The sequence below is a fragment of the Nonomuraea sp. NPDC052116 genome, assembly GCF_040680035.1.
Lineage (GTDB): Bacteria > Actinomycetota > Actinomycetes > Streptosporangiales > Streptosporangiaceae > Nonomuraea > Nonomuraea angiospora_A.
The window spans coordinates 1-22,048 of the sequence record NZ_JBFAWA010000044.1; the positions used below are offsets into that span (position 1 = coordinate 1).

The 22,048-nt window shown below is 68.5% G+C and carries 17 protein-coding genes and 4 pseudogenes; 9 read left to right on the plus strand and 12 right to left on the minus strand.

The features are described from left to right. Window positions 1-78 precede the first annotated feature (78 nt). Complete coding sequence (locus tag AB0L65_RS53025; RefSeq protein WP_364263341.1) at window positions 79-396, minus strand: hypothetical protein; 318 nt, start codon at window positions 394-396, stop codon at window positions 79-81. A gap of 380 nt (window positions 397-776) precedes the next feature. Here AB0L65_RS53025 and AB0L65_RS53030 point away from each other — a divergent pair, with 380 nt between their 5' ends. Next, on the plus strand, window positions 777-1,388 hold the full coding sequence (locus AB0L65_RS53030; protein ID WP_364263344.1) for a maleylpyruvate isomerase family mycothiol-dependent enzyme: 612 nt from the start codon (window positions 777-779) through the stop codon (window positions 1,386-1,388). A gap of 105 nt (window positions 1,389-1,493) precedes the next feature. After that, window positions 1,494-2,324, plus strand: a complete 831-nt coding sequence (locus tag AB0L65_RS53035; protein WP_364263347.1) for an SDR family NAD(P)-dependent oxidoreductase — start codon at window positions 1,494-1,496, stop codon at window positions 2,322-2,324. 13 nt (window positions 2,325-2,337) lie between these two features. Here the strand turns inward: AB0L65_RS53035 and AB0L65_RS53040 are convergent. Continuing rightward, window positions 2,338-2,634: pseudogene (locus AB0L65_RS53040) on the minus strand (Tn3 family transposase); the annotation flags it as partial. Window positions 2,635-2,865: 231 nt separating this feature from the next. On the opposite strand from AB0L65_RS53040, the gene AB0L65_RS53045 reads away from it, so the two are divergent. Continuing rightward, window positions 2,866-3,849, plus strand: coding sequence for an alpha/beta hydrolase (locus AB0L65_RS53045; RefSeq protein ID WP_364263350.1), 984 nt, complete (start codon window positions 2,866-2,868; stop codon window positions 3,847-3,849). Between the two features lie 263 nt (window positions 3,850-4,112). Here the strand turns inward: AB0L65_RS53045 and AB0L65_RS53050 are convergent, their stop codons facing one another. The 5 genes and pseudogenes from AB0L65_RS53050 to AB0L65_RS53070 form a co-directional block, all read right to left on the minus strand. Further along, on the minus strand, window positions 4,113-4,433 hold the full coding sequence (locus AB0L65_RS53050; RefSeq protein ID WP_364263611.1) for a hypothetical protein: 321 nt from the start codon (window positions 4,431-4,433) through the stop codon (window positions 4,113-4,115). Window positions 4,434-4,534: 101 nt separating this feature from the next. Beyond that, window positions 4,535-4,810: pseudogene (locus tag AB0L65_RS53055) on the minus strand (recombinase family protein); the annotation flags it as partial. Window positions 4,811-4,954: 144 nt separating this feature from the next. Next, window positions 4,955-6,139 carry a transposase gene (locus tag AB0L65_RS53060; RefSeq protein WP_364263353.1) on the minus strand — a complete coding sequence of 395 codons (1,185 nt, stop codon included), beginning with the start codon at window positions 6,137-6,139 and terminating at the stop codon, window positions 4,955-4,957. Between the two features lie 61 nt (window positions 6,140-6,200). Continuing rightward, window positions 6,201-6,434: pseudogene (locus AB0L65_RS53065) on the minus strand (transposase); the annotation flags it as partial. A 239-nt stretch (window positions 6,435-6,673) separates the two neighbouring features. Beyond that, entirely contained in the window at window positions 6,674-9,301 is a 2,628-nt protein-coding gene (locus AB0L65_RS53070) for a caspase family protein (RefSeq protein ID WP_364263356.1), read from the minus strand. Between the two features lie 581 nt (window positions 9,302-9,882). Between AB0L65_RS53070 and AB0L65_RS53075 the strand changes: the two genes are divergently transcribed. Next, window positions 9,883-12,060 carry an NACHT domain-containing protein gene (locus tag AB0L65_RS53075; RefSeq protein WP_364263359.1) on the plus strand — a complete coding sequence of 726 codons (2,178 nt, stop codon included), beginning with the start codon at window positions 9,883-9,885 and terminating at the stop codon, window positions 12,058-12,060. Window positions 12,061-12,078: 18 nt separating this feature from the next. Here AB0L65_RS53075 and AB0L65_RS53080 read toward each other — a convergent pair whose 3' ends face one another. Beyond that, window positions 12,079-12,285 carry a hypothetical protein gene (locus AB0L65_RS53080; RefSeq protein ID WP_364263362.1) on the minus strand — a complete coding sequence of 69 codons (207 nt, stop codon included), beginning with the start codon at window positions 12,283-12,285 and terminating at the stop codon, window positions 12,079-12,081. 17 nt (window positions 12,286-12,302) lie between these two features. Next, window positions 12,303-12,601 (minus strand): annotated as a pseudogene (locus AB0L65_RS53085) (transposase); the annotation flags it as partial. Between the two features lie 267 nt (window positions 12,602-12,868). Between AB0L65_RS53085 and AB0L65_RS53090 the strand changes: the two are divergent. From AB0L65_RS53090 to AB0L65_RS53105, 4 genes are all read left to right on the plus strand, one after another. Further along, on the plus strand, window positions 12,869-13,066 hold the full coding sequence (locus tag AB0L65_RS53090) for a hypothetical protein (RefSeq protein WP_364263365.1): 198 nt from the start codon (window positions 12,869-12,871) through the stop codon (window positions 13,064-13,066). Between the two features lie 133 nt (window positions 13,067-13,199). Beyond that, window positions 13,200-14,114 carry an ABC transporter ATP-binding protein gene (locus AB0L65_RS53095; RefSeq protein ID WP_364263368.1) on the plus strand — a complete coding sequence of 305 codons (915 nt, stop codon included), beginning with the start codon at window positions 13,200-13,202 and terminating at the stop codon, window positions 14,112-14,114. After that, window positions 14,111-15,460 (plus strand): ABC transporter permease, encoded by a 1,350-nt coding sequence (locus tag AB0L65_RS53100; protein ID WP_364263371.1) that lies wholly within the window; start codon window positions 14,111-14,113, stop codon window positions 15,458-15,460. Before AB0L65_RS53095 ends, AB0L65_RS53100 begins: the two co-directional genes overlap by 4 nt. Before the next feature lie 6 nt (window positions 15,461-15,466). Next, window positions 15,467-18,223 (plus strand): bifunctional YncE family protein/alkaline phosphatase family protein, encoded by a 2,757-nt coding sequence (locus AB0L65_RS53105; RefSeq protein ID WP_364263374.1) that lies wholly within the window; start codon window positions 15,467-15,469, stop codon window positions 18,221-18,223. A gap of 879 nt (window positions 18,224-19,102) precedes the next feature. On the opposite strand, the gene AB0L65_RS53110 is transcribed toward AB0L65_RS53105, so the two are convergent. Then, window positions 19,103-19,534 carry a hypothetical protein gene (locus AB0L65_RS53110; RefSeq protein WP_364263377.1) on the minus strand — a complete coding sequence of 144 codons (432 nt, stop codon included), beginning with the start codon at window positions 19,532-19,534 and terminating at the stop codon, window positions 19,103-19,105. A 232-nt stretch (window positions 19,535-19,766) separates the two neighbouring features. On the opposite strand from AB0L65_RS53110, the gene AB0L65_RS53115 reads away from it, so the two are divergent. Beyond that, entirely contained in the window at window positions 19,767-19,958 is a 192-nt protein-coding gene (locus AB0L65_RS53115; RefSeq protein ID WP_364263380.1) for a hypothetical protein, read from the plus strand. A gap of 178 nt (window positions 19,959-20,136) precedes the next feature. Here AB0L65_RS53115 and AB0L65_RS53120 read toward each other — a convergent pair whose 3' ends face one another. Beyond that, window positions 20,137-21,327 (minus strand): ATP-binding protein, encoded by a 1,191-nt coding sequence (locus tag AB0L65_RS53120; protein ID WP_364263383.1) that lies wholly within the window; start codon window positions 21,325-21,327, stop codon window positions 20,137-20,139. Window positions 21,328-21,346: 19 nt separating this feature from the next. Next, window positions 21,347-22,003 carry a response regulator transcription factor gene (locus tag AB0L65_RS53125; protein WP_364263386.1) on the minus strand — a complete coding sequence of 219 codons (657 nt, stop codon included), beginning with the start codon at window positions 22,001-22,003 and terminating at the stop codon, window positions 21,347-21,349. Window positions 22,004-22,048: the final 45 nt, after the last annotated feature.

Here is a 22,048-nt window from a genome sequence, read left to right on the forward strand (position 1 = left end):
GAGCTCACCAGCGACGGAACGACCGCCACCGGCGAGTTCTCCCAGGTGGGCACTTTCAACGAGCAGGTCTGAGCACTTTCAACGAACGTCATCAGGCTGGTCGGTGGGTCGCGGGGTGGTGGTCAGGGTGGGGAGGATCGTGGTGAAGGCGTCCCGTTCCTGTTGCCGGTGCCAGCCGAGGCTGTGGGGGCTGTGCCGGTCGGCGGAGCTGGCGGGGTGGGTGTAGGAGCGCCAGCAGAGGTGCGACAGGCGGGTCAGGTCCGCGGCGAGTCGGCGGGTGTTCTGGTGGAGCTGGTCGTGGGTCAGCCGGGCCACGACGATGGCGGTGTCGCCGATGCCGGTGCTCCACTGCGCGAGAAGCGTGTTGTGGGCACGGTCGATGGCATACCGAGTCACGAAGACCTCTTCAAAAGGAAAGGGGAGGACCAGAGAAGGAGAGCTCTGCTCGGGGCAGTTTCTGGTCCTGCCCAGGATGCTGGATCTGCTGCTCAGGTGAAGCCTTTTTGACGTTGTTGCGAGTCCCTGATCAGCGATTTTGCCGTGGGATGCGACATAAGTCCTTCTCGATCGCCGGTTGCGGCGCGGCATGGCGCAGGATCGCCGCCTTCTGGGCGTCGCGATGGCATGCCGCTTCCTGGAGCGAGGGTCTAACCCGCTTAGCTAATCCGGGTACCGGAACCCCGTAAGACCACCGTCCGAGTCGACAGCGGATGGACGCCGCACATCGATGGGACCACCGAGCCGGCGACAGCCAGCCTCGTGGAGGGAGAAACACCATGAGTACTGCACGCCAGCAGGGATCGCCTCTCGACATGCGGGAGCGCCTGGAATTGTGCGACCTTCTGGCCGAGCTCGGACCGGACGCCCCGACGCTGTGCGAGGGTTGGACCACGCTCGACCTGGCCGCGCACCTGGTGCTGCGCGAGCATTTCGCGCGATGGACCGACGAACGGATGTCGATCGAGAAAGCCAAAGGCCTTGCGGTCCTGATCGATCGACTGCGCGGTGGTGCCCCTCTGGTCCCGTGGCGCTTGCCCGGGATCCGCACACTGATGAACGGCGTCGAGTACTTCATCCACCACGAAGATGTTCGGCGAGCCAATGGTCGAGGCCGGCGGATCGACCGCCCCGACCTCGAAACGCTCGCTTGGCGGATGGCCGGCTTCACCGGCTGGCGAGTCGCCCGCCAGATCCGACCATACGGCTTGGAGTTGCGCCGACCCGGTGGTAAGCCTCGTCAGTTCGGTTCGGCCGGCGGCGCTGTGCTCAGCGGTGAACCGACCGAGTTGCTGTTGTATCTCAGTGGACGCCGCGACGCGGCCCAGGTCACTCTCGAAGGCGGCGCCGACGCCGTCGCCGCGCTCCGAGACGCACACACCGCCGTTTGACTCTCCAAGCGGCGGCCACGGCCCGGGCATGCCACGCCGCCCACAGAAGACGGCCCTCAACCGCCGAATCACACGAAACCGCAGAAGAGAAAGGACACCAGTGTCATGGAATCGCTGACCGACACGACCGCGATCATCACCGGTGGCGCCAGCGGAATCGGGCGCGCCACCGCGCATTCGCTGGCCCGGCGGGGCGCCCGCGTTGTGGTCGCCGACATCGATGCCGACGCCGCGGAGGTCGTCGCCATGGAAATCAACCAGGAGGGCGGCCACGCGGTCGGAGTTCGCTGTGACGTGGCGGACGAGACCGCATTCGACAACCTGAAGGCCGTCGCTCTCGACCGGTTCGGCAGTATCGACGTGGTGATGAACAATGTCGGTGTGCTGACTCGCGGCCTGCCCGATCACCTGCCGGTGACCGAGTGGCAGCGGATCATCAACATCAACCTGCTGTCCGTGGTACGCAGCAACGCGGTGTTCCTGCCGCTGCTGGTCAGCCAAGGGCACGGGCACATCGTCAACACGGCATCGTTCGCAGGCCTGTTCACCTACTCCTACGACCGCCTGCCCTACGCCGCCACCAAGGCCGCCATCGTGCAGCTCTCCGAAGGGTTGCACCTGTACCTGCGACCGCAGGGCATCGGCGTCACCGTGCTGTGCCCCGGCCCGGTGGCGACCAACATCGCGGCCTCGCTGCCGGGCACGTTCGGTCCGGAGATCGCCACGCGGGGACCGGGCGAGCAGTTCCCGGTCCTGATGCCCGACGTCGTCGGTGAGCAGGTCGCCGAGGCGATCCTGCACAACACCTTCATGCTCTACACCCACGACCAGGTCCGGGACGTGCTTGTCGAACGCGCTTCGGATTGGAATGACTTCATCACCCGTCGCACCGATCAGTTCCTGACACGTCTGTCCCTCGTCACACGCACTGATTGACTCCCAATCCGGCTCATCCGGGTTGCCGGAGCTGCCGGACGCCGGCAGGACCCCGTTCGGGCTTGGCGAAAGAGTAGGTGCCGATCACGTTGATGTGCTGGCGGACGAAGGGCGACAGCCGCGCGACGTCCTCCTCGGCCAATGGGTAACCTTTGGCCTTGAGCTGGTCCAAGGCCTTATCCATGTAGAAGGTGTTCCACAGCGTGCCGCAGTTGAGCACCAGGCCGAGCGCGCCGAGCTGGTCTTCCATGCCCTTGTAGTAGCGCTGGTAGATCTCGCCCTTCCTGCCGTGGAAGATCTTCCCCGCCAGTGGTTCGGATGCGGGTGGTCGTGGCCCTGATGTGGCAGGGGAACGAGAAGTGGCGCTGGGGAACTTGGGCGGGCCGCATCGTGGAAGTTGCTGATCTGGCAACAAGATTTGGGCAACTGGCCAGGTCGGCGGGGATGATCGGTAGTGGTGCCCGCGGAGCAATAGGGGACGCGGAGCGGGGGACAAGAGCACTGCCGCTGGCAGAAGTGGCACGCCATCTGGAGGAGACACATGTCGCAGCACGTAGCAGAGATCACGCATCGTTCGGTGCCCGTGCCGGGCGGCCGGATTCATGTCGCGGAGCAGGGGAGCGGACCGCTGGTGCTGCTCGTCCACGGCTTCCCCGAGTCCTGGTACTCCTGGCGCCGTCAGCTCCCGGCGCTCGCGCAGGCCGGTTACCGGGCGGTCGCGCTCGACGTCCGCGGCTACGGCCGATCCTCCAAGCTGGCCACGGAGGACAGCTACCGAATGCTCGCTCTGGTGGAGGACAACATCGCGCTGGTGCGCGCCCTGGGCGAGGAGTCCGCAGTGATCATCGGCCACGACTGGGGCTCGAACATCGCGGCCACGTCCGCCCTGCTGCACCCCGAGGTCTTCCGCGCGGTGGGGCTGCTGAGTGTGCCCTACGCGCCACCCGGTGGCCCCCGCCCCACCGGCATCTTCGCTCAGATGGGCGGTGCCCAGGAGTTCTACGTCTCCTATTTCCAGGAGCCCGGCCGCGCCGAGGCCGAGATGGAACCCGATGTGCGGGGCTGGCTCGCGGGCTTTTACGCGGCGCTGTCCGCCGAGACCATGCCCGGCCCCGATGCCCCCGACCCGCACTTCGTCAGCCCCGGCGCAACGCTACGCGACCGGTTCCCCAGCGGCCGCCTGCCTTCCTGGCTCACCGAGGACGACCTGGAGGTGTACGCCGGGGAGTTCGAGCGCACCGGCATGACCGGCGCGCTCAACCGCTACCGCAACATAGACCGCGACTGGAAGGACCTCGCCGACTTCAACGGCGCCCCCATCAAGCAGCCCTCCCTGTTCATCGGCGGCAGCCTGGACGCCTCCACAACCTGGATGGCCGACGCGATCAGCGCCTACCCGGCCACCCTTCCCGGGCTGGTCTCCTCCCACCTCCTGGACGGCTGCGGCCACTGGATCCAGCAGGAACGTCCCGAGGAGGTCAACCATCTCCTGACCGAATGGCTCACGACCCTGCCCACCGCATAAAGGCCCCTCTGCCGCACCCGCCCAGGCTCCCTCTTCTCGTTCGCTGCCACATCAGGCCCGTCGCCCCAGTGCGGCCCACGGGGCCTCGGTGGGTGGAAGACGGCGCGGTGGTCCACCAGATCCACGCCGCCGACTACCCCGCCCAGCATGCGCGGCTCGGGGCATGACGAGCATCCGAACGAAAAGTCCCGTTAGCAGAGCGGAGTTGAGCGGCTTGCCGTGACTTTCCGTTCGAATGTGTCTCGCTGAAGGGTTTTCGCAGGTCATGACCCATGCAGTCGGGTGGCCTCGACGGCTGCGACGCGGGCGGCGTACACCCGGCGCGCCTTGCGCTCAGCCGGGCCGGCGCTGTCGGCAGCGGTGGCACTTTGCTCCAGCACGGCGCGGTGAAGCGCAATCGGGGCCACCATACGGACCGAACAGCCGGGGCCGCGGCGGATGTTCCGTCCTGAGACGAGGGCCAGGCGGCCGACCTCGTCCCCAGCGATGCGCAGGAGATCGGCGAGTCGTCCAGGCACGTCGAGGACCACGTCCAGCTGTGGGGCGAGCGCGTCGTCCAGCTCGCCGGGGCGGATCGGAGGCATGTCGAGCGGGCCGGGCAGGTCGCGGGCGCCGGCGGCGTCGAGAACGCGGCGGATGGTCTTGGGGCGACCCGGTGCTCCCGGGCCAGGGTCTTGCCGACCGCCCCGGCGGCAGCGACACCCTTGCGGGTGTTCTCGCTGATCATGTCGCGCTGGAACTCCAGCACGGCCGCCAGGACGGAGACCATCATTTTGGTGTCGGCGTCGTCGCTGGCCAGGTCGATGCCGGAGAGCAGCCCGGATTCGACGCGCAGGTGCAGGCCACGGCGGATGAGCACGGGGCGCAGGGCGAGGATGTCGGCGACGGAGCGCAACCGCGCGGGTCGCCATCGGCTTGCGGCTCTGAAGCGTTGATGCAGCATCCGCCCAGGGTCGGGCATTGGCGCAGGCACCGGGCTTGGTGAACCAGCAATGCCGCACGAAGCGCCGCCTGGCTCATCGGCCGCAGTTGCCGTCGGTCGTTGAGGTCTTGGACGACTTTAGCGGCAAGGATCAGGCCGTCGTCTGCCACCGCGAGTTGGGCGTTATATCCCTGCACGGTGCCTCCGTGGCTGTCGTGCATCAGCCTGCTGTCGGGATCGGTGACATTGCGCCGGGCGACCGGGCGCTCGCTCTTGGCGGTGATGCCGCGCGGCCCATGCCTGCCCCCCCGGCACGGGTGACAGATCAGCCTGCATGTCCTCAGCGGGAGGTGCGGCCTTGCGTGCTCGGGCGGTGGCCAGTTCCCGTTCGGCCCGGGTCACCCACCGTTTGGCGCGGGCCACCTGCTGACCGCGATTCTCATCGAAGCTGAACGGCCCGAGATGCGGCTTGGGTCCTTGACCGGCCTCGAACCGGCGGATCTGCTCGCGCACCACCGCGATCCGCTCGCGTTTGGCCGCGACCTCCTCGGCCAGCCGGTCTCGGGCTGCTTGCAGCCGCGCTTCGGCGATCGCCACAGGGTCGGCCCCCACCGGTCGAGACCCCACGTCACTGCGGCCGGCCCAGGTCGCCTCAAGGAATGCGAGTTCCTTGGCCGCCGCGGACTCGGCACCCAGCCCACGCTCGGCCTCCTCGGCAATCACCTCAGCCAGCGCCCGCTTGATCCGATCTTCCCGATCACGCCGAGCCCGCAACTGCCGCGGCGTCTCCTCACCGCACTCGCCCGCCCCAAGCCCAGTGTCCTCGGCCGCGTCCTCCGCCGCGGCCCGTGTGAGGATCTCATCGACCTGTTGCTGCAGCCACTGCCGACGGCAGCTGGCCTTCTTCGCCGCGTTCGCCGCGTTCGCCGCGATCTTCGTGCCGTCCACAGCGATGACCCCGAGCCGCCCCAACCCGGCCCTCGCACAAATCAACAGCACCTGCGTGAACAGATCCCGCACCGCGTCCTGATGCCGCTGCCGGAACCGAGCGATCACCGTGTGATCAGGCGCCTGCAGCCCGCAGATCACCCGCATCGCCACATCCGTCCGGCACGACCGCTCGATCTGCCGCGACGAGCGCACCCCAGCCGAGTACGCATAGATCAGCAGCGCCAGTAGCATCCGAGGATCATAGGCCCGGCGGCCCGGACCGCTCTGGACATGCCGAGCCTCCAGCGCAGTGACGTCCAGATGTTCGACCACCTCGAGCAGCACCCACACCACATGGTCGTCGGGAAGCCATTCACGCATATCCACCGGCAGCAGAAACTGCTGATCCCGATCAACCCGTCGGAAGCCTCTTGCCACCCACCCATACAAGGGTCAACCAGATCACCAAGCCCACGGCACCCAAAGATCGTTTTCAAAAAGCAACAGCCACCGTTCCAGTGCGGGTGTCCCACTCGCGGCTGCGGTAGCCGTTGCGAGAGTTGGTCCGTTCGCTGCTGCGCTCTCCATAACCGGCTCCACACAGGCTGTCGGCCTCAGCCGACATCAAGGCTACGGCCATGATCTTCACCATGGATCGCAGCAGATCCGGGCCGTCGGTCTCGATCTGCCGCGCCAGCCACTGCCCGGGCGTCACACTGTTGTCTACGGCCATAGCCTGGTTCTCCTTCGATCTTGATCTTGCTACTCGAAGGATCACGCGATGGCCGTCTTCATTTCACGACGCCACGCCTGTGACCAGGTCAAACTCGTACACCACTCCCGTGGACGCAACCGAGTCCACCGCGAATACCGACATGCCACTTGAACTGCATGGATGTAGTTTTCGGCAGGCGCAATAATCGACGCTCTCAGAGCCGTCCGCTGAACGACCCGGCCGCCCCCTGGCCATGATCAGCGCTTGACGTTCCACTTTCGCACCGTTTTGTCAGTTCCGGTGGTGAAGAGCGCCTGTCCGTCCGCCGTGAACGTGAGGTCGGTGACCTTGCCGGTGTGGCCGGTCAGCGGCGTGAGCCCCTGACCGGTCGCGGCATCGAACAGAGCCGGTTCGCCCTCCTTCGTCACGGCGGCGATGAGCTTGCCGTCCGGGCTGAACGCCAGATCGCCCCGCACCGTCGCGGTCAGAGTCGCGCGAACCTTCCCGGTCGCGAGGTCGAAGAGGCGGACGCCCCCGTCCTTGTCGGTCGCGTACGCCTTGGAGCCGGGCGTGAAGCCAGCGAAGCGCCCGGCCTTGGCGACCGAAGCCAGCCGTTTCCCGTCGGGCACGCGCCTCAGCTCGAATCCGTCCTTGCCGCCCGGCAGCGTGTCGGCGAGCGTCTTGCCGTCGGGGCTGATCCACACGGGGAACCAAGCGTTGTCCAGCGTCGCCGTGGCTTTGCCGCCGACCACGTCCCACACCTTCGTCACCCCGCCGGCGGCACCCGTGACCAGCACCTTCCCATCCTGGCTGAACCCCATGCTCTGGATCCCGTTACGGTGGCCGGTCAACGTGGCCAGCAGCTTGCCCGTCGAGGGGTCCCACAAGCGGATCGGCGCGTCAAAGGGCTGGTCGGTGGCGAGCGTGCTGGCCGTGGCGACGGTCTTGCTGTCCGGGCTGAACGCCACGGCCGCGGTCCCCTGGTGGCCGGTGTACGAGGCCATGACGTCGCCGCTGCTGGTGTTACGCAGCGAGACGGTCGTCGTGCCACCCGAGTGGACACCCAGCGGCTCGCCGTCCACCGTGGTGACTTCGCGCTTGCCGTCGAAGTAGGCACCGGCGACCAGCTTGCCGTCCGGGCTGAAGACGACGCCGTGGTCCGTGTCGAACGTCGCCACCTTCTGGCCGGTCGATGTGTCCCACAACCTCGCGATCTGCGCGGCGGCCTGGTCGACCGGCGGGTCGAGCGTGACCACCCAGCGGCCGTCGGGGCTCAGCTCGGCGGACTCGATCGAGCCGCCGTGACTCAGCGTGATCATTCCCAGCGTCGCCCCGAAGCCTGCCGGGCCGCTGCCGCTCTCTGTAGTGCGCTGTGTGGGCATTGCGGAGAAGATGCCGATCGTCGCGGCGATGGCGACGACGAGGCCGATCGCGCCGAAGACCAACACGCGTCGGCGCTTCGTGACGGGCACCGGGGCGCTGCCGGGTGGCGACGGCGATGGCGTCTCGACCTCAGGCGTCTCTACCTGAGGCGCCTCGATTGCGGGCGGAGGTACGGCGGGCGGGGGCAGCCGGGGCGGCGCGACGTCACCCAGGGCGGCAGCGGCGGCCGCCCGCACTTGCCTGCTGTCATCGTCGTCGCGTAACCCGGCGAGCGCCTCACGGGCGGCCCGCCGATAGCCCTCGCGCCCCCCGGCCAGCAGCTCGGCGAGCGCTCGCACCGCCTCCAGCCTCAGCACGGGCCGATCGCTGCCGAGATCGGCGCGGACCTCCTCCGGCAGCACGGCCGGGCGGACGCTGCGCGCGACCACCAGCGCCCCGGTCGTCTCGAAGCTCCACTTACGCGGCACCTGCCCGACCCCGGCCTCGCGGACGCGCCGGGCGACGTAGTCGAACAGCTCGTCAACGGTGATCTCACCATCGTGATCCAGATCGGCGCCCCCGGTCCTGAGCCCGTGCACCAGCGCTTCGGTGAAAACGGACGGCTGAGCCTCGTAGGAGGTGAGCCGGCCGCCCTCGAACGCGTACTCGGTCGCACTGGACGCGGTCAGCACCGTACGCCCGGACCCACCCCCGCGGAACTCGTCGCCGAGGTAGACGGTGCGGTCCGCGCGCACCGGAGCGTCGCGCGCGAACGCCCCGCTGTAGCAACAGTCCAGCACCAGCAGCACCGACCGCGACGCGGACTCGCTCATCTGCTCGGAGATGAACGACGCCGGCAGCCCGGTCGCCGCGAGCGAGTCCAGCTCGGTGTCGGCCGCCGCCAGGTAGAGCCGGCCCCGCTGGTCCTTGAGCCCATGACAGGAGAAGTGCAGGAGCAGGACGTCGTCAGGCCGCCGGTCGGCGAAGAGAGCCGCGACCCGGCGGCGCAACACGGACTCACTGGCATCGGTGAGCGTTTCGACGTCGAAGGCACCGATGCCCGGTTCGCCGAGGACCTGGGCAAGCTCCATGATGTCGGAGACCGGCGAACGCAACCGGCTCAGCCCGGGATCCTGGTAGACCGCGTTGGCCACCAGAAGCGCGCTCCGCCGGCCGGCCGTACCGGAAGCAGCCGCACCACCAGACGTAGCACCGGCCTCGACGGAGACCAGGACCCGGCGACGACGTGGATGCGCCTGCCGCCACCGCTGGACGTAGTCCGCGACCTGCGCCACGGACGCCGCCGTGGACAGTCCCGTCACCAGGAAGCCGATCCCGGCGGCGAGCAGCTCGGCCGACCGGGTCCCGTCAGGGGCCGGCCCCTCCACCGCCCGCGTGACCCCGGAGATCCCCGACGCCAGCAGGTCCCGGCGGAGCTGGATGGCCAACTCTTCGACCTCCGCCGGATCGACGTCGGCCCCGCCCGGGGTGATCCGCAGTGAGAAACCGTTCTCTTCGGACATCGCCGCTCCGGATCAGGATGTCGAACGTGGCAGACACCCCGATGCTGCCCGAGGAACCAGCCGCGCGCCACGGTTTCCGGGGGGTCGTCTCATGGACTCCCGTCACCGGGAATGCGCGCGGCCGACAGTCGGCGCGACACCTACGCTGTCGTCCCGTTCCCCGAAATTCGCCACTTGAAATGAGAGAGCAAGACCAGTGACCACCCCAGATACAACTGGCGAACCGCAGGTCAACGATGACTTCACACGACAGATCAAACGAGAAAGCACAGACGGGACGCGGCCCACGGTGGTGCTCGACATCTGCCAGCTGTGGGCGCCGAAGTGCTCGGCGGGCAGCTCCCGCGTGCCCGGCTCCGCATCTGGCAGGCGAAACGTCGGCGGGTTAGGTGTCCGGCACAGCCGACTCCCCTTCTTCCGAAACCTCTGTAAAGACCCGTGCAATGAAGATCGGTCGCGAAAGCCGGCGATGCAGTTGCGGGAGAAAGTTGACCTCGAGGAGGCCAGTTTGAGGGGGAGAGCCCGACGCCCTCACCGAGAGCCTTCAGGCCGCGCCGTGAAGACCGAAGGAGGTGAGGGGCGTGCCGCTTGCCGAAGTGCGGCAGCGACGCTGGCGGATCATTGTGGCCCTCGCCGTGTTCGTAGCTTTCGTCGCCCTGACCGTCATAGCGCTGCTTACCTGGATCGATTGGCACAAAAAGCTTGAGATCAATGAGCTTCTGGGCATGCTGGTGGCTGCTGTCACCCTGGCCGGATCCTCGATCGCCTTGACCAAGTGGGCCCTGCGTCGGCGACCACCTCCTGCCGCCCCGACCGACACGATGATCACTAATGCCAAGGCGGCGCTGGCGGATCTGGTGCAGCGGCAATGGAAGGAAGAGGCGCGCATCCGCTCGCTGGGCGATCCTCAACCGATCCCGATCGCCTGGCATCTGACCGGCAAACGCACGCTGATGGACCACCCGCAACTGATCGCAGGCCCCGACCTGGCCTTCAGCGGCAACGCCGACGACATCCGCGCCTTGGCCGGACAGTTTCGCCGCCTGCGCAACCGCCGCCTGATCATCACAGGCGGCCCCGGCACCGGCAAGACGACCTTGGCCGTGCAACTGCTGCTGGAACTCGTCGCCAGCCGCAGCCACGAGGAACCGGTACCCGTGATGCTGTCGATCGCCGGCTGGGACACCACTCGCCACCGCCGCCTGGACGAATGGCTGGCGGAACAGCTCGCCACCACCTACCGAACGCTGCGCGCCCCCGAGTACGGCGGCGACGCCGCCCCCCAGACGCTCGCCACGCAAGGCCACATCCTGCCCATTCTCGATGGCCTGGACGAACTGCCCGCGCCGGCCCGAGCACAGATCATCCGGGCGTTGAACGATTCGCTGATCGAGGGTGATCAGCTGATCCTCACCAGCCGCACCACCGAGTTCGCCGCCGCCGTCCAGAGCGCGGGAGACGTGGTGACGGCTGCGGCCGTCATCGCCCCCACCGCACTCACCCCCTCCATCGCGGCCACCTATCTCCACACGTGCCTGCCGCCCGAGCCCCGCTACGACTGGGAACCAACCCTGACAGCCATCCGCTCGGGATCAGCTCCAGCGCTGGCCGCGGTGACCGCCACCCCGCTGGGACTGTGGCTGATCCGCATGGTCTACATCCGAACCAACGCCGACCCCGCGCCGCTGCTCGGCCCCCTCGGCCAGGACCCGAAGGCCTTGCGCTGCCACCTGCTGGACCACCTCATCGACGCCCTCATCCGCGCCCGCCTCCCCACTATCGACCACAGCGATCCCTTCCGCCCACGCCAAATGTGGGACGCCGGCCAAGCACGCACCTGGCTCAGCCACCTGGCCCAAGCGCTCACCCGCAACCACACCCGAGACCTGGCCTGGTGGAACATCGCCCGCTACACCACCTCTCCCGCGAGGCGACGCCTTCTGCCGGCGGCGGTCGGGGGCACAATCGGGCTCGCCACGATCCTGTCCGGCGCGGTACTTTTTGTGCCCTTCGAGGACCTGGACTTCCTGATCTTCTGTGCCACAGTCGGGTTCAGTATCTTTATCTTGACTTGGGTCAGGGCCAGACGCTGGTTCGATGAGGCCCCGGGATTCACCGACCGACGGCTTGCCCTACTTCACTTGCCATCCATTCGGGGTATCGCGCTCGGAGTCGGAGTCGGATACGCGAGCCTCCTGCTTGTAAGCCTCGCCGCCGCGCTGCTGGAGAAGTCCATGCCTAGTTGGCTTCAAGATGTTCTGATCGCTATGGGGCTGCTTGGTGTCACTTGCGGAGCCACGATTATCTTCTCCACGTGGGTAAGGAAGATGGAACAGCCCACCCCGCTCACGGCCTCGACCAGTGCTTCGTCGGCCTGGAGGGCTGACCGGAACCTCACCCTCGCTCGTATTCTCGCGGCCGCGTACACATACGCTGTCACGGTCTTCGCGCTCATATTCGGGGTCGTGTTCTTCGGTGACGTCTGGGAGGCGATTAGCCTTGGCCTCGCGGTCGGGGGCGTTGGCGCGTTCCTTGGCGGGCTCGTCGGCGGACTGCTATCCGGGCGTCACCACGCGTGGCTGGCCTGCAGCATCACTCTCTTGACCCAACGCCACCTTCCCCGCAGGCTGATCCCGTTCCTCGATGACATGCACCGCCTGGGGTTGTTGCGCACGGTGGGTCCGCTCTACCAGTTCCGCCACGCCGAACTACACGATCACCTCGCGGCGCCGGCCTCCCTGCACACGGTCGAGTCGTAGCCGCGAGGGACCCGGGAGTCAGCCGGTCAGCCGCACGAGGAATCCGTCCACGATGAGCGTCCGGGCGAGTTCGGTCTGCTGCGCCGCGGACAGCCCGGGCAGGTCGCGGACCTGGAACGGCTCGGTGCTCCGCGAGAGGAACAGCATCGCGGCCTGATGGTCGGAGTCACCGCTGACCAGTGACCGGGCGAATTGCAGCGCGACGCCGTCCGCCATCGTCAGCACGCGCGAATAGAGCGGCTGAACTCCACGTCGGCTCCGATGCCCGCCTCTGCGCGTCGGTCGCGATCCCCGATCCACGACCTGGCAGATTCAGTTCCCGATCCATCAAGGTGCGGCCGGCGCTGGTCGCACACGCCAGGAACACCCCCAGCTGGCAGTTCTCGATCCGGTCGGCCGTGCCGAAGTATTGGCGTTGCACTCCGGCGGATTTGTCGCCCTTCTTGATGAAGCCGGTCTCGTCCACGATCAGCACGCCATCGCGTGCACCCAGGTGCTCGATCACGTAAGAGCGCAGGTCATCGCGCACGGTGTCGGCATCCCCTGCGCCGCGGCCCCGTCCTTCACCGAGATCGTCACCGACCGCATGGACCCCGCCGTCCGCGCCCCGGCCGGCGACCTCGGCGAACAGGGCGCCCGCCATGCCACCGCGGCGATGGCCCGCCGGCTGGCCCAGGCGGGTCGTCGATGATTGCTTCGGGCACCCGATAAAAGATCGATACAGCCTGAGTGCGAGGACCACGGATGAGGTGGACGACGAGGAGTTCTGGCTGGTGCATCCGATGGTCTTCATATCACTCACTTCGGTGTGGACGGGTCGGAACACCGAGACTGCTTCGTCGACTCCGACGGGATCATCTGTATGCCCAACGGCCTCCACAGTGAGGAGACCGTGACCCACTGGGCCGCGTTGCCCTCCCTCCTGGCCCACAACGCGCACGGTGTCCTCGGAGCGGACGCGCAGCCGGCCCTCCAGAACGCATGGGACCCGCCTTCCCTCACCTAGTCAGTCCCTAGCCGCCAAAGTCCTGAAACAAGGGCTGATCCAGTGGTTTACGCAGAGTTTGGCTGGACGTCAGCTCCGTGTAAGTCACGATCTTTAGATTGCCCGGGTTGGGGATCGAGCAAAGGGGACCGACATGGCGGCGATTCCCCCCGCGGTCCGGGCGCGTGGGATCATCAAGACCTTCGGCGAAGTGCTGGCCCTTGACCATGTCGACCTCTTCGTGACGGGTGGGCAGGTCCACGGGCTCGTCGGTCCCAACGGCGCGGGGAAGACCACGCTCCTGGGCCTGTTGCTCGGCCTGACGGTCGCCGACGGCGGCAGGCTGGAGATCCTCGGTGCGCCGGTGGGGCGGACGCTGGCCGTACCCGATGGCGTTGCGGGTTTCGTCGACGGGCCTGGGCTGTATCCCTCGCTCACGGCCCGCCAGAACCTGACGGCGCTGGCCTCGCTGCGGGAGAGCGCCGTCGACGCGAGTGAGGCGCTGGAGCAGGTCGGGCTCACCGACGTCGCCGACGACCGGGTCCGTGGCTTCTCGCTGGGCATGCGTCAGCGGCTGGGGCTGGCCGCCGCGCTGCTCACCCGGCCGCGGCTGCTCGTCCTGGACGAACCGGCCAACGGCCTCGATCCCGCCGGCAAGCGGCACGTTCACCGGGTCATCAGCGGGCTGGCCGCCGATGGAACCGCGGTGGTCCTGTCCAGCCATCGGATGGACGACCTGGCCGCGCTGTGTTCGGAGGTGACCATTCTCGCCACCGGGCGGGCCGTGTTCTCCGGTCCGGTAAGCAAGTTGGCCGCGGAGAGCGGCGACCTGGACTATCGACTGGTCACCACCGACCCCGATGCCGCCAGGGAGCACGCGGCGCAGACGCCCGGGCTCCGTCTCGTGCCGGGCAAGAACACCGACGTCGTCGTGCACGGATCGACGTCCTCCCTGGACGAGTTGATCGCCCGCCTGGTGACAGCCGGGGTCGCGCTCAGGGAGCTGGGACCGGTGGTGCCACCGCTCGAGGCCGCCTTCCTGAGGCTCACGGAAACGGACTCTTCATGACAGCGACCGTCGCAGAACCCCGGCCCGCCGGCCCCGCTCCCTTACGGAACGGTTACCGGTTCGAGCTGGTCAAGCTGCTCTCCCAGTGGCGGATCCGGCTGCTGCTCCTGGTCTGCTGGCTCGGCCCCGCGGCGTTCGTGGCCGTGGTGAGCCTGCAGAGCTCGCTCCCCACCGACACGGTCTTCGGCCGCTGGATGAACGCCACCGGCTGGGCGGGATCACTGGTCGTCCTGGACTTCGCCTGTACGTGGGCGCTCCCGCTGCTGACCTCGCTGGTCGCCGGCGACGTCTTCGCCGTGGAAGACCGGCTCGGCACCTGGCGCCACCTGCTGGTGGCCGTACGGTCCCCGCGCCGCATCTTCGTGGCCAAGAGCCTGGCCAGCCTCACCGTCATCCTGCTCCTGGTGATCGGGCTGACCGCCTCCGGCATCGCGGGCGGTCTGGCCGCCGCCGGCAACGGGCAGCTCGTCGGCCTGGACGGCAGCATCATCGCCCCCGGGGACGCGGCAAGCACGGTCCTGCTCGCCTGGGCCTGCGCGCTGGCGCCCACGCTCGCGTTCGCCGCGGTCGGTCTCCTCGGCTCGATCGTCCTTGGCCGCTCTCCCATGGGCCTGCTGATGCCCGCGCTGCTTGCCCTGGTGCTCCAGCTCGCGCAGTTGCTCCCGCTGCCTGCGGCGGTACGGCTGGCGCTGCCGAGCGAGGGCTTCCTGGCCTGGCGCGGACTCTTCACCGCCCCTGTGCAGACCGGCCCCCTCCTCGTCGGCCTGGCGGTGAGCCTGGCCTGGGCGGTTGTCGCCACCGCCCTGGCGTACCGGCTGTTCCTGCGCCGGGACTTCACCGACCTGAACTACGACGGGTCGGCCAGGAACATCCTGTCCGGGGTCCTGCCGCTGACCGCGCTGACCGTCCTCGCCTACGGCGTGATCGTCGTGGCGACCCCGGCCACTGGCTCGGGTATTGAGCAGGCCAAGGTGCAGGACTCGCTCGCCACGGCCTTCGCCCACCTCTACCGGCTGCAAACCCGCGAGCTCGGCCGCCCCGACGTCACCGAGGCGCAGCTCCAGGCAGCTGCCTCCTGCGACAAGGGCGGCTCGCGGGTCGCGGACGAAGGCCCAGGCAACGACTGGCGGTGCGTCGTGTCCTGGCACCTGCCAGGCGCCACAGCCCTCGGCAACGCCATCTACCAGCTCGACATCACCTCGGACGGCCGCTTCATCGCAGACGGTGACGGCCCCAAAGAGGTCAACGGCTATTTCCAGGTCCGCACTCCCATCGGGGACGCTCCCAACCCCCTGTGGCAGTTCGACGTGAACATCGATCTGCTCACACGCACCGTGAAGGGCTGATGAACCATGCACGTCACACGTCGGCGCATCACCAAGAGCCACCGCCGGCTCTTGGCGTGGCGTTCCAGCCGCCGGGCCCGCGTCGCTGTCGCGGGCTCCGTGGCCATCGCCGTCACCGGCGGCGGCATCGCCTACGCCTCCACCGAGGGGTTCGACTCCAACCTGGTCGGCACCACGTACAAGGACGGCCTGCAGCTCGCCAGTGACCAGATCATGAAGTCGATCGGCCGCCGCCTGCTCGTGGACAACGGCAAGCTGCTGGCCTCGACCATCAGCCCGGACGGCCGCTTCCTCGCCGCCCTCACCAACGACCGCTCGATCGCGCTGACCATCGTCGACCTGCGGACGTACAAGGTGCTGCAGCAGGCGGGCACCGCCGCGACCGCCGGGGTGCGCATCTCCGGCAACGACGTCGGCCAGGAAGGTCCCGCGTACTCTCCCGACGGTAAGACCCTGTGGTTGCCGCAGATGAACGGCTTCAACCGCTTCCCCGTCAACGCCGATGGAACCCTGGGTGCGCCGACGTTCATCACCATCGCCGCGCAGGGCGCCATGAAGGCGCTGCCCGCACAGGCGGTCTTCTCCACCGACGGCACGACCGTGTACGTCGCCGTCAACGGCCAGAACCGCGTCGTGGCCATGGACGCGGCCACCGGTGCGATCCAGCGGAGCTGGACAGTGGGCACGGCGCCACGTGGCCTGGCCATGGCCGGCGGCAAGCTGTACGTCAGCAACGAGGGCGGCCGCCCGGCCAAGCCCGGCGAGGCGACGATGAACTCCTACGGCACCCAGGTGCCTGCCAACCTCGTCACCGGCGCGACCACCACCGGCACCGTCAGCGTGATCGACATCGCCGATCCCGCGGCCGCGGTCACCTCCATCGACGTGGGACTGCACCCGACCGCGCTGCACGCCGCCGGCGGCGCCCTGTTCGTCACCAACACCTTCGACGACACGGTCTCGGTCATCGACACCGCCCGCGACCGGGTCGTCCAGACGATCGCCACCCAGCCGTGGCCGCAGTCGCAGGTCGGCTACGCCCCCAGCGGGGTGACCCTGACCGGGGACGGTCACCTGCTCGTCACTCTCGGCCGGGCCAACGCGCTCGCCGTCTACCGCTACACTCGCCCGCAGGAGCCTGTCAGGTACGTCGGCCTGCTCCCGATGGATTACTACCCGGCAGAGGTGACCACCGTCGGCAACGAGGTGATCGTCACCAACATGCGCGGCATCGGCGAGCGCGGCCCGACCCGCACCATCGACAAGGGGCCGGGTACCACCCCGGCGACCGGCCACAACACCCACGACTCCACCGGTACGCTGCTCCGCTTCAGGCTGCCCGACGACCGGGCGATCGCCAGGTCCACGGCCACGGTTTTCGCCCAGAACGGCTGGGGCAAGCACGATGTCAGGCAGGCCGAGGCGAACAAGCAGCATCCCGTCCCCGTCCCCAAGCGCTTGGGCGACCCCTCGACGATCAAGTACGTCTGGCTGATCGTCAAGGAGAACCGGACCTACGACCAGATGTTCGGCGACGATTCGCGCGGCAACGGCGACCCGTCGCTGGCGCAGTTCGGCGAGAAGGTCACGCCGAACCAGCACGCCATGGTCCGCCAGTTCGGCCTCTACGACAACACCTACTCCATCGGCACCAACTCCGCCGAGGGCCACAACTGGCTCATGCAGGCGGACAACCCCGAGTACACCGAGTCCAGCGCCGGGCTGTACCAGCGCAGTTACGACACCGAGGACGACGCGCTCGGCCACCAGCGGTCCGGCTTCCTGTGGACCGGCGCCCAGGCCGCAGGCAAGACGGTGCGCAACTTCGGCGAGTTCACCATGTTCGAGACCGTGCCTCCGGGCGCGACGTGGCAGGGTTTCTACTGCGACGCCAAGAACATGGCGGCCACCGGCCAGGACACCACCATGAAGACCGACACCCAGTCGCCGATCCCGTCGCTCAACGCGGTCACGGTGCACGAGTATCCGAAGTACGACCTGAACATCCCCGACGTCTACCGGTACGAGATCTGGAAGCGCGACTTCCAGGCCAACGGCCCCGCCAACCTCAACATGATGTGGCTGTCCAGCGACCACACCGGCGGACCGCCGAACTCGGTGGCCTCGGTCGCCGACAGCGACCTGGCCACCGGCAGGATCGTCGACACGATCTCGCACAGCCCGTACTGGAAGGAGTCCGCGATCTTCGTGATCGAGGACGACACGCAGAACGGCGTCGACCACGTCGACGGCGCTCGCGGACCCGTGCAGATCATCAGCCCCTGGGCGCAGCACGGCAAGGTGGACAGCACCTACTACACGCAGATCACCGTGATCCGCACCATCGAGCAGATCCTCGGGATCCAGCCGATGAACCAGAAGGACAGCGCCGCCACCCCGATGAGCGGGGCCTTCACCAAGAAGCCCGACCACACCCCGTTCAACGTCGTGCCCAACCAGGTGCCGCTCACCGACGGCCTGGCGACCCCACCGGCCTGCGGCAACGACAGTGGGACCCCCACCGCGGCGACTGCTGTGTCCTCCGACAAGCAGGACACCATCGACAAGTGGACCGCCTGGCAGAAGGACCAGCACTTCACCGGGTCGAACGCGATCCCCGACTACGCCAGCCCTGCGCTCATGGACCACTTCACCTGGTACCAGGCACACAACTGGGACACCCCCTACCCCGGCGAGACCAGAATCCTCACCCCGGTCGAGGTACCAGGCGGCTTCCTGCCGTCGTCCGAACGCGACGGTTGACCTACGCCGAACGGCGACAGCCTTGCCACCCGCAGCGGCGGGTACGGCTTCGTCCCCAAGGACAAGCAGGGCTGTCGCCAGGTCTCCCAGGAGCGTCAGCGTTCTCGATCGACGACGTCGTGGAGCTTCATCCGGGTTGTGGACCGGCTGATCCTGCTGACCCGCGGCGATGCCTCTCGTGCTGCGGCATGAGATGGCGGTGCCGCACCGCCAAGTCGCTCGTCCGCGGCCGGATTGGGCTGACCGGGCGATCCTGGCAGCGCTCACCCGGCGCCTTCCGCGCTGGGTTTCGGGCGCATCGGATCGTTGACGCCGGGTGCGTTGCCGGCCTGGGCACCGCAGGCTGGTCAGGGGGCACTGGACCTACCCGGGCAACACCGGCCGCCCGCCGATCGCCGAGGAGGCGCGTGCAGGCCCGGAACCTGATGATGGGCCTGGGGGAGCGCGTGGGCCGGTTCAAGTTCCTCATCAGAGTCCGTGATGGCGAGTTTTCCCAGGTCGTCGACCGGGCGTTCACCGGCTCCGGCGTACGGATCCGCAAGATTCCACCCCGAGCCCCTCAAGCGAATTGCTATGCGGAGCGATTTGCCGGAACACCACGGTGTGAGTGCCTGGACCACGTGCCGGTCTATGGTGAGCGGCATCTGCGCCAGGTGCTCGCCGAATTCGAGCGGCACGCAGTTGACCGGCCGTGTACCTTGTTGCGCGACCTGCCCGGCCCAGACCGACAAACACGTGGTCAAAGCGCTGTCAGATTTCACGGTACGCGCCTCCGGCCCGGCTCGTCATACCGGACAAGGGCGCGCCGGCCACCGGCCGCCGGAATGGGTGCGTCAGCGTGGCGCGGGCTGCCGCCCTCCGTCCGCGGTGCTATGGGCATCACCTGAGGCAGGTCTGCGCGGTCATGACCAGGGTGACGCCGAGGACCATCCTCTTCGACGCGGCGAAGACGTAGATCGCCTTGGGGTTGCCAGGCACGGCGGCGTAGGTGCCGTACAGAGCGTTCTGCTTGAGGTTGGGGTAGGTGGCCCTCAACTGCGTGGGGTGGAGCCCCAGCCGATGCCTTGAGGCGTCTTGACCTTGCCGGGCGCGGAGATCGTCACCACGCCCTGCTTCTTCGAGATGAACAGGCCCGCCCGGTTGCCCTCGTACCGATGGTTCTTGAAAGTTGCCGTACCCGAACGGCCCTAACGTCGCCTTCCCGGCGGCGGCGTTCGCGTCGGGCGCGGCTCCTGTCAGCGCCACGGCTCCGGCCAGGGCCGCCGCCAGCGCCGAGCGGCCGACTCGCAGGGTTGTCGTCTGGTTCATCATGCTCCTTTGGTTGATCACGAATGTGCCACCGTACCGACGGCGGCCCCACCGAGGCGTCACGTCGGGGACATTCGGAACTTTGGTCACGCCGATGTGCAACAACCGATCGAGGGCTCGCAACATGCACGGGTCTCGGCGAGACCGGGACCGGTACGGAGCTGGTCGCATGATCGGAAACGATGGTGGAGGAAACGTGACATCAGGTAGCAGGCGTATGGTCCGAGGGCTGGCGATGGTCGTTCTGACGGCCTGCGCGGGCTTGACGCTGCTGGCGGGGCAGGCCAGCGCGACACCGAGGATCATCAAGACGTACCCGCTGACCACCGCGTGCATGAGGGCCTGCCAGATTGATCTCAAGACCGCTCCGAGCGGCTACTACTGCGGGCGCGCGTACAGCGTGTATGCCCTCATGGTGGGCACCTGACGGTGTTCTGACGCGGTAGCCGGGCGACGGCGGCAGGCGGCGCAGGCCTTTGCCGCATGGAGCACGTGACGGGCCGGCGGCCTGCAGAGTCCTGGTACGTGCGGCCGATACCGGGTTCCCCGGACAGCAGAACCGCCGGCTCCCGCGAGGGAAGGCCGGTATCGACCGCGGAGACGTTCTACATGGCAGAGGCGGGGATGCTCGCGGTGACCGTGAAGCCTCCCTTGTCGTCGTCTCCCGCGCTGAAGGTGCCGCCGAGCAGGGTCACCCGGCGGTTGAGCCCGGTCAGGCCCATCCCGGAGCCGGCGCCGGTCAGCGCGGGGTCGGTGCCGCGCTGGGCAGGCTCGTTGCGTACCTCGACGTCGGCCCGGTCGCCGGGATAGACGACGTTGACGGTGACCGGCGCGCCGGGGGCGTGCTTGCGGGCGTTGGTGAGCGACTCCTGCACCACCCGGTAGACGGCGCGGGCGACGACCGCGGGCACCGTGCCGGGGTCGCCTTCGACGTGCAGGGCCGCGTCATCGGCGGCGGCCAGGGTGGCGAGGTCGCCGCCGGTGTCGTCGTCGGGACGCCCGGTGGGCACCGGCCGGGCGCCTGTGGTGACCACCCGCATGAGGTCGCGCAGTTCGGTGAGGGTACGCGTGCCGACCCGCCGGATCTGCTCAGCCGCCGCGCGGGCGTCGTCGTCGCGGGTGGTGACGCGCAGCGCGTCGGCGTGCAGGACGATCTCGGTGACGTGGTGGGTGACGATGTCGTGCAGGTCAGCGGCCAGGCGCTGTCGTTCGGCGGTCTCGGCCCGCTCGGCGAGTAGCCGGCGCTCGGAGTCGGCGAGCTCGGCCCGCTTGCGCAGCGACCGGACGAGCTCGCCGCGGACCTTGAGGTAGAGGGCGAGCAGCGCGGGCAGGGCGGTGGCCGACAGCGCCACGTACAGCGTTCTCCACGAAGGAGACCAGATCGGGATCGCCGGCAGCGCCAGGACGGCGGCGTAGGCGAACGCCTGCCGCCAGGGCAGCAGGGCGACCAGGAACGACACCACGATCGGGGCCGCCACGGGCGTCACGAACGGGTCGCCCCGCGCCGTCATCACGCCCGGCGCCAGGCCGGCGCCGGCGGCGAGGATCGTCGTGATCGCGATGGCCAGCGCTCCCACCGTCCGTGGGAAGCGGACCACCAGTGGCAGGAACGCGTCGAGCAGGAGGCTCAGCGCCAGCTCGGCGAGCGAGCCGGGGCCGCGGGTGTACGCGCCCGCGGCGTACAGGACAATCTGGAGGAGCGCGCACAGCGTGGCCGCGCCGAAGGCGGCCGCGAGCATCACCCTCCGGTCGCCGACGATGAGCTTCGGCCGGGAGAAACGTCGCGGTGTGCGCACAGTGGGCACCTCACAGTGTTCAGCCGGGCTCGTCGAGGAGCCCGGCCTGGTGGGCGAGCAGGGCGGCCTGCGTACGGTGGGTGAGATCCAGCTTGGCCAGCAGGCGGGAGACGTAGCTGCGCACGGTCGTCTCCGACAGGAACAGCCGCTGCGCGATCTCGGGGTTGGTGAGCCCCTCGCCGAGACAGGCCAGCACCTCGCGTTCGCGCTCGGCCAGCGTGGCCACCCGCGCCCGCGCGCTGTCACGCCGCTCGTCGCCTCGGGACGACTGCGCGATCAGCCTGCGCGCCGCGCTCGGCGACATCACGACGTTCCCGTCGGCCGCCACCTTGACCAGGTTGAGCAGCTCCTCGGCCGGGGTGGCCTTCACCAGGAAGCCCCCGGCGCCGGCCTCCAGGGCGCCGAGCACGTGCTCGTCGGAGTCGAACGTCGTGAGCACGATGACCGCGGGCGGCGCGGCGAGCGCGGCGATCTCCCTTGTCGCGGTGATGCCGTCCACCCCCGGCATCCGCAGGTCCATGAGCACCACGTCGGGCCGGTTACGCAGGACCTCCTCGACCGCTTCGGCCCCGTCCCGCGCCTCGCCGACCACCTCGATCTCCGTGCTGGAGCCGAGGATCGCCGTCAGATGCCGGCGCACCATCGGGTCGTCGTCGGCCAGGAGAACCCTGATCATGCCTGCACAGTCTGCCATCCGTCCTCGCCCGCCGTGGCGCCCGGC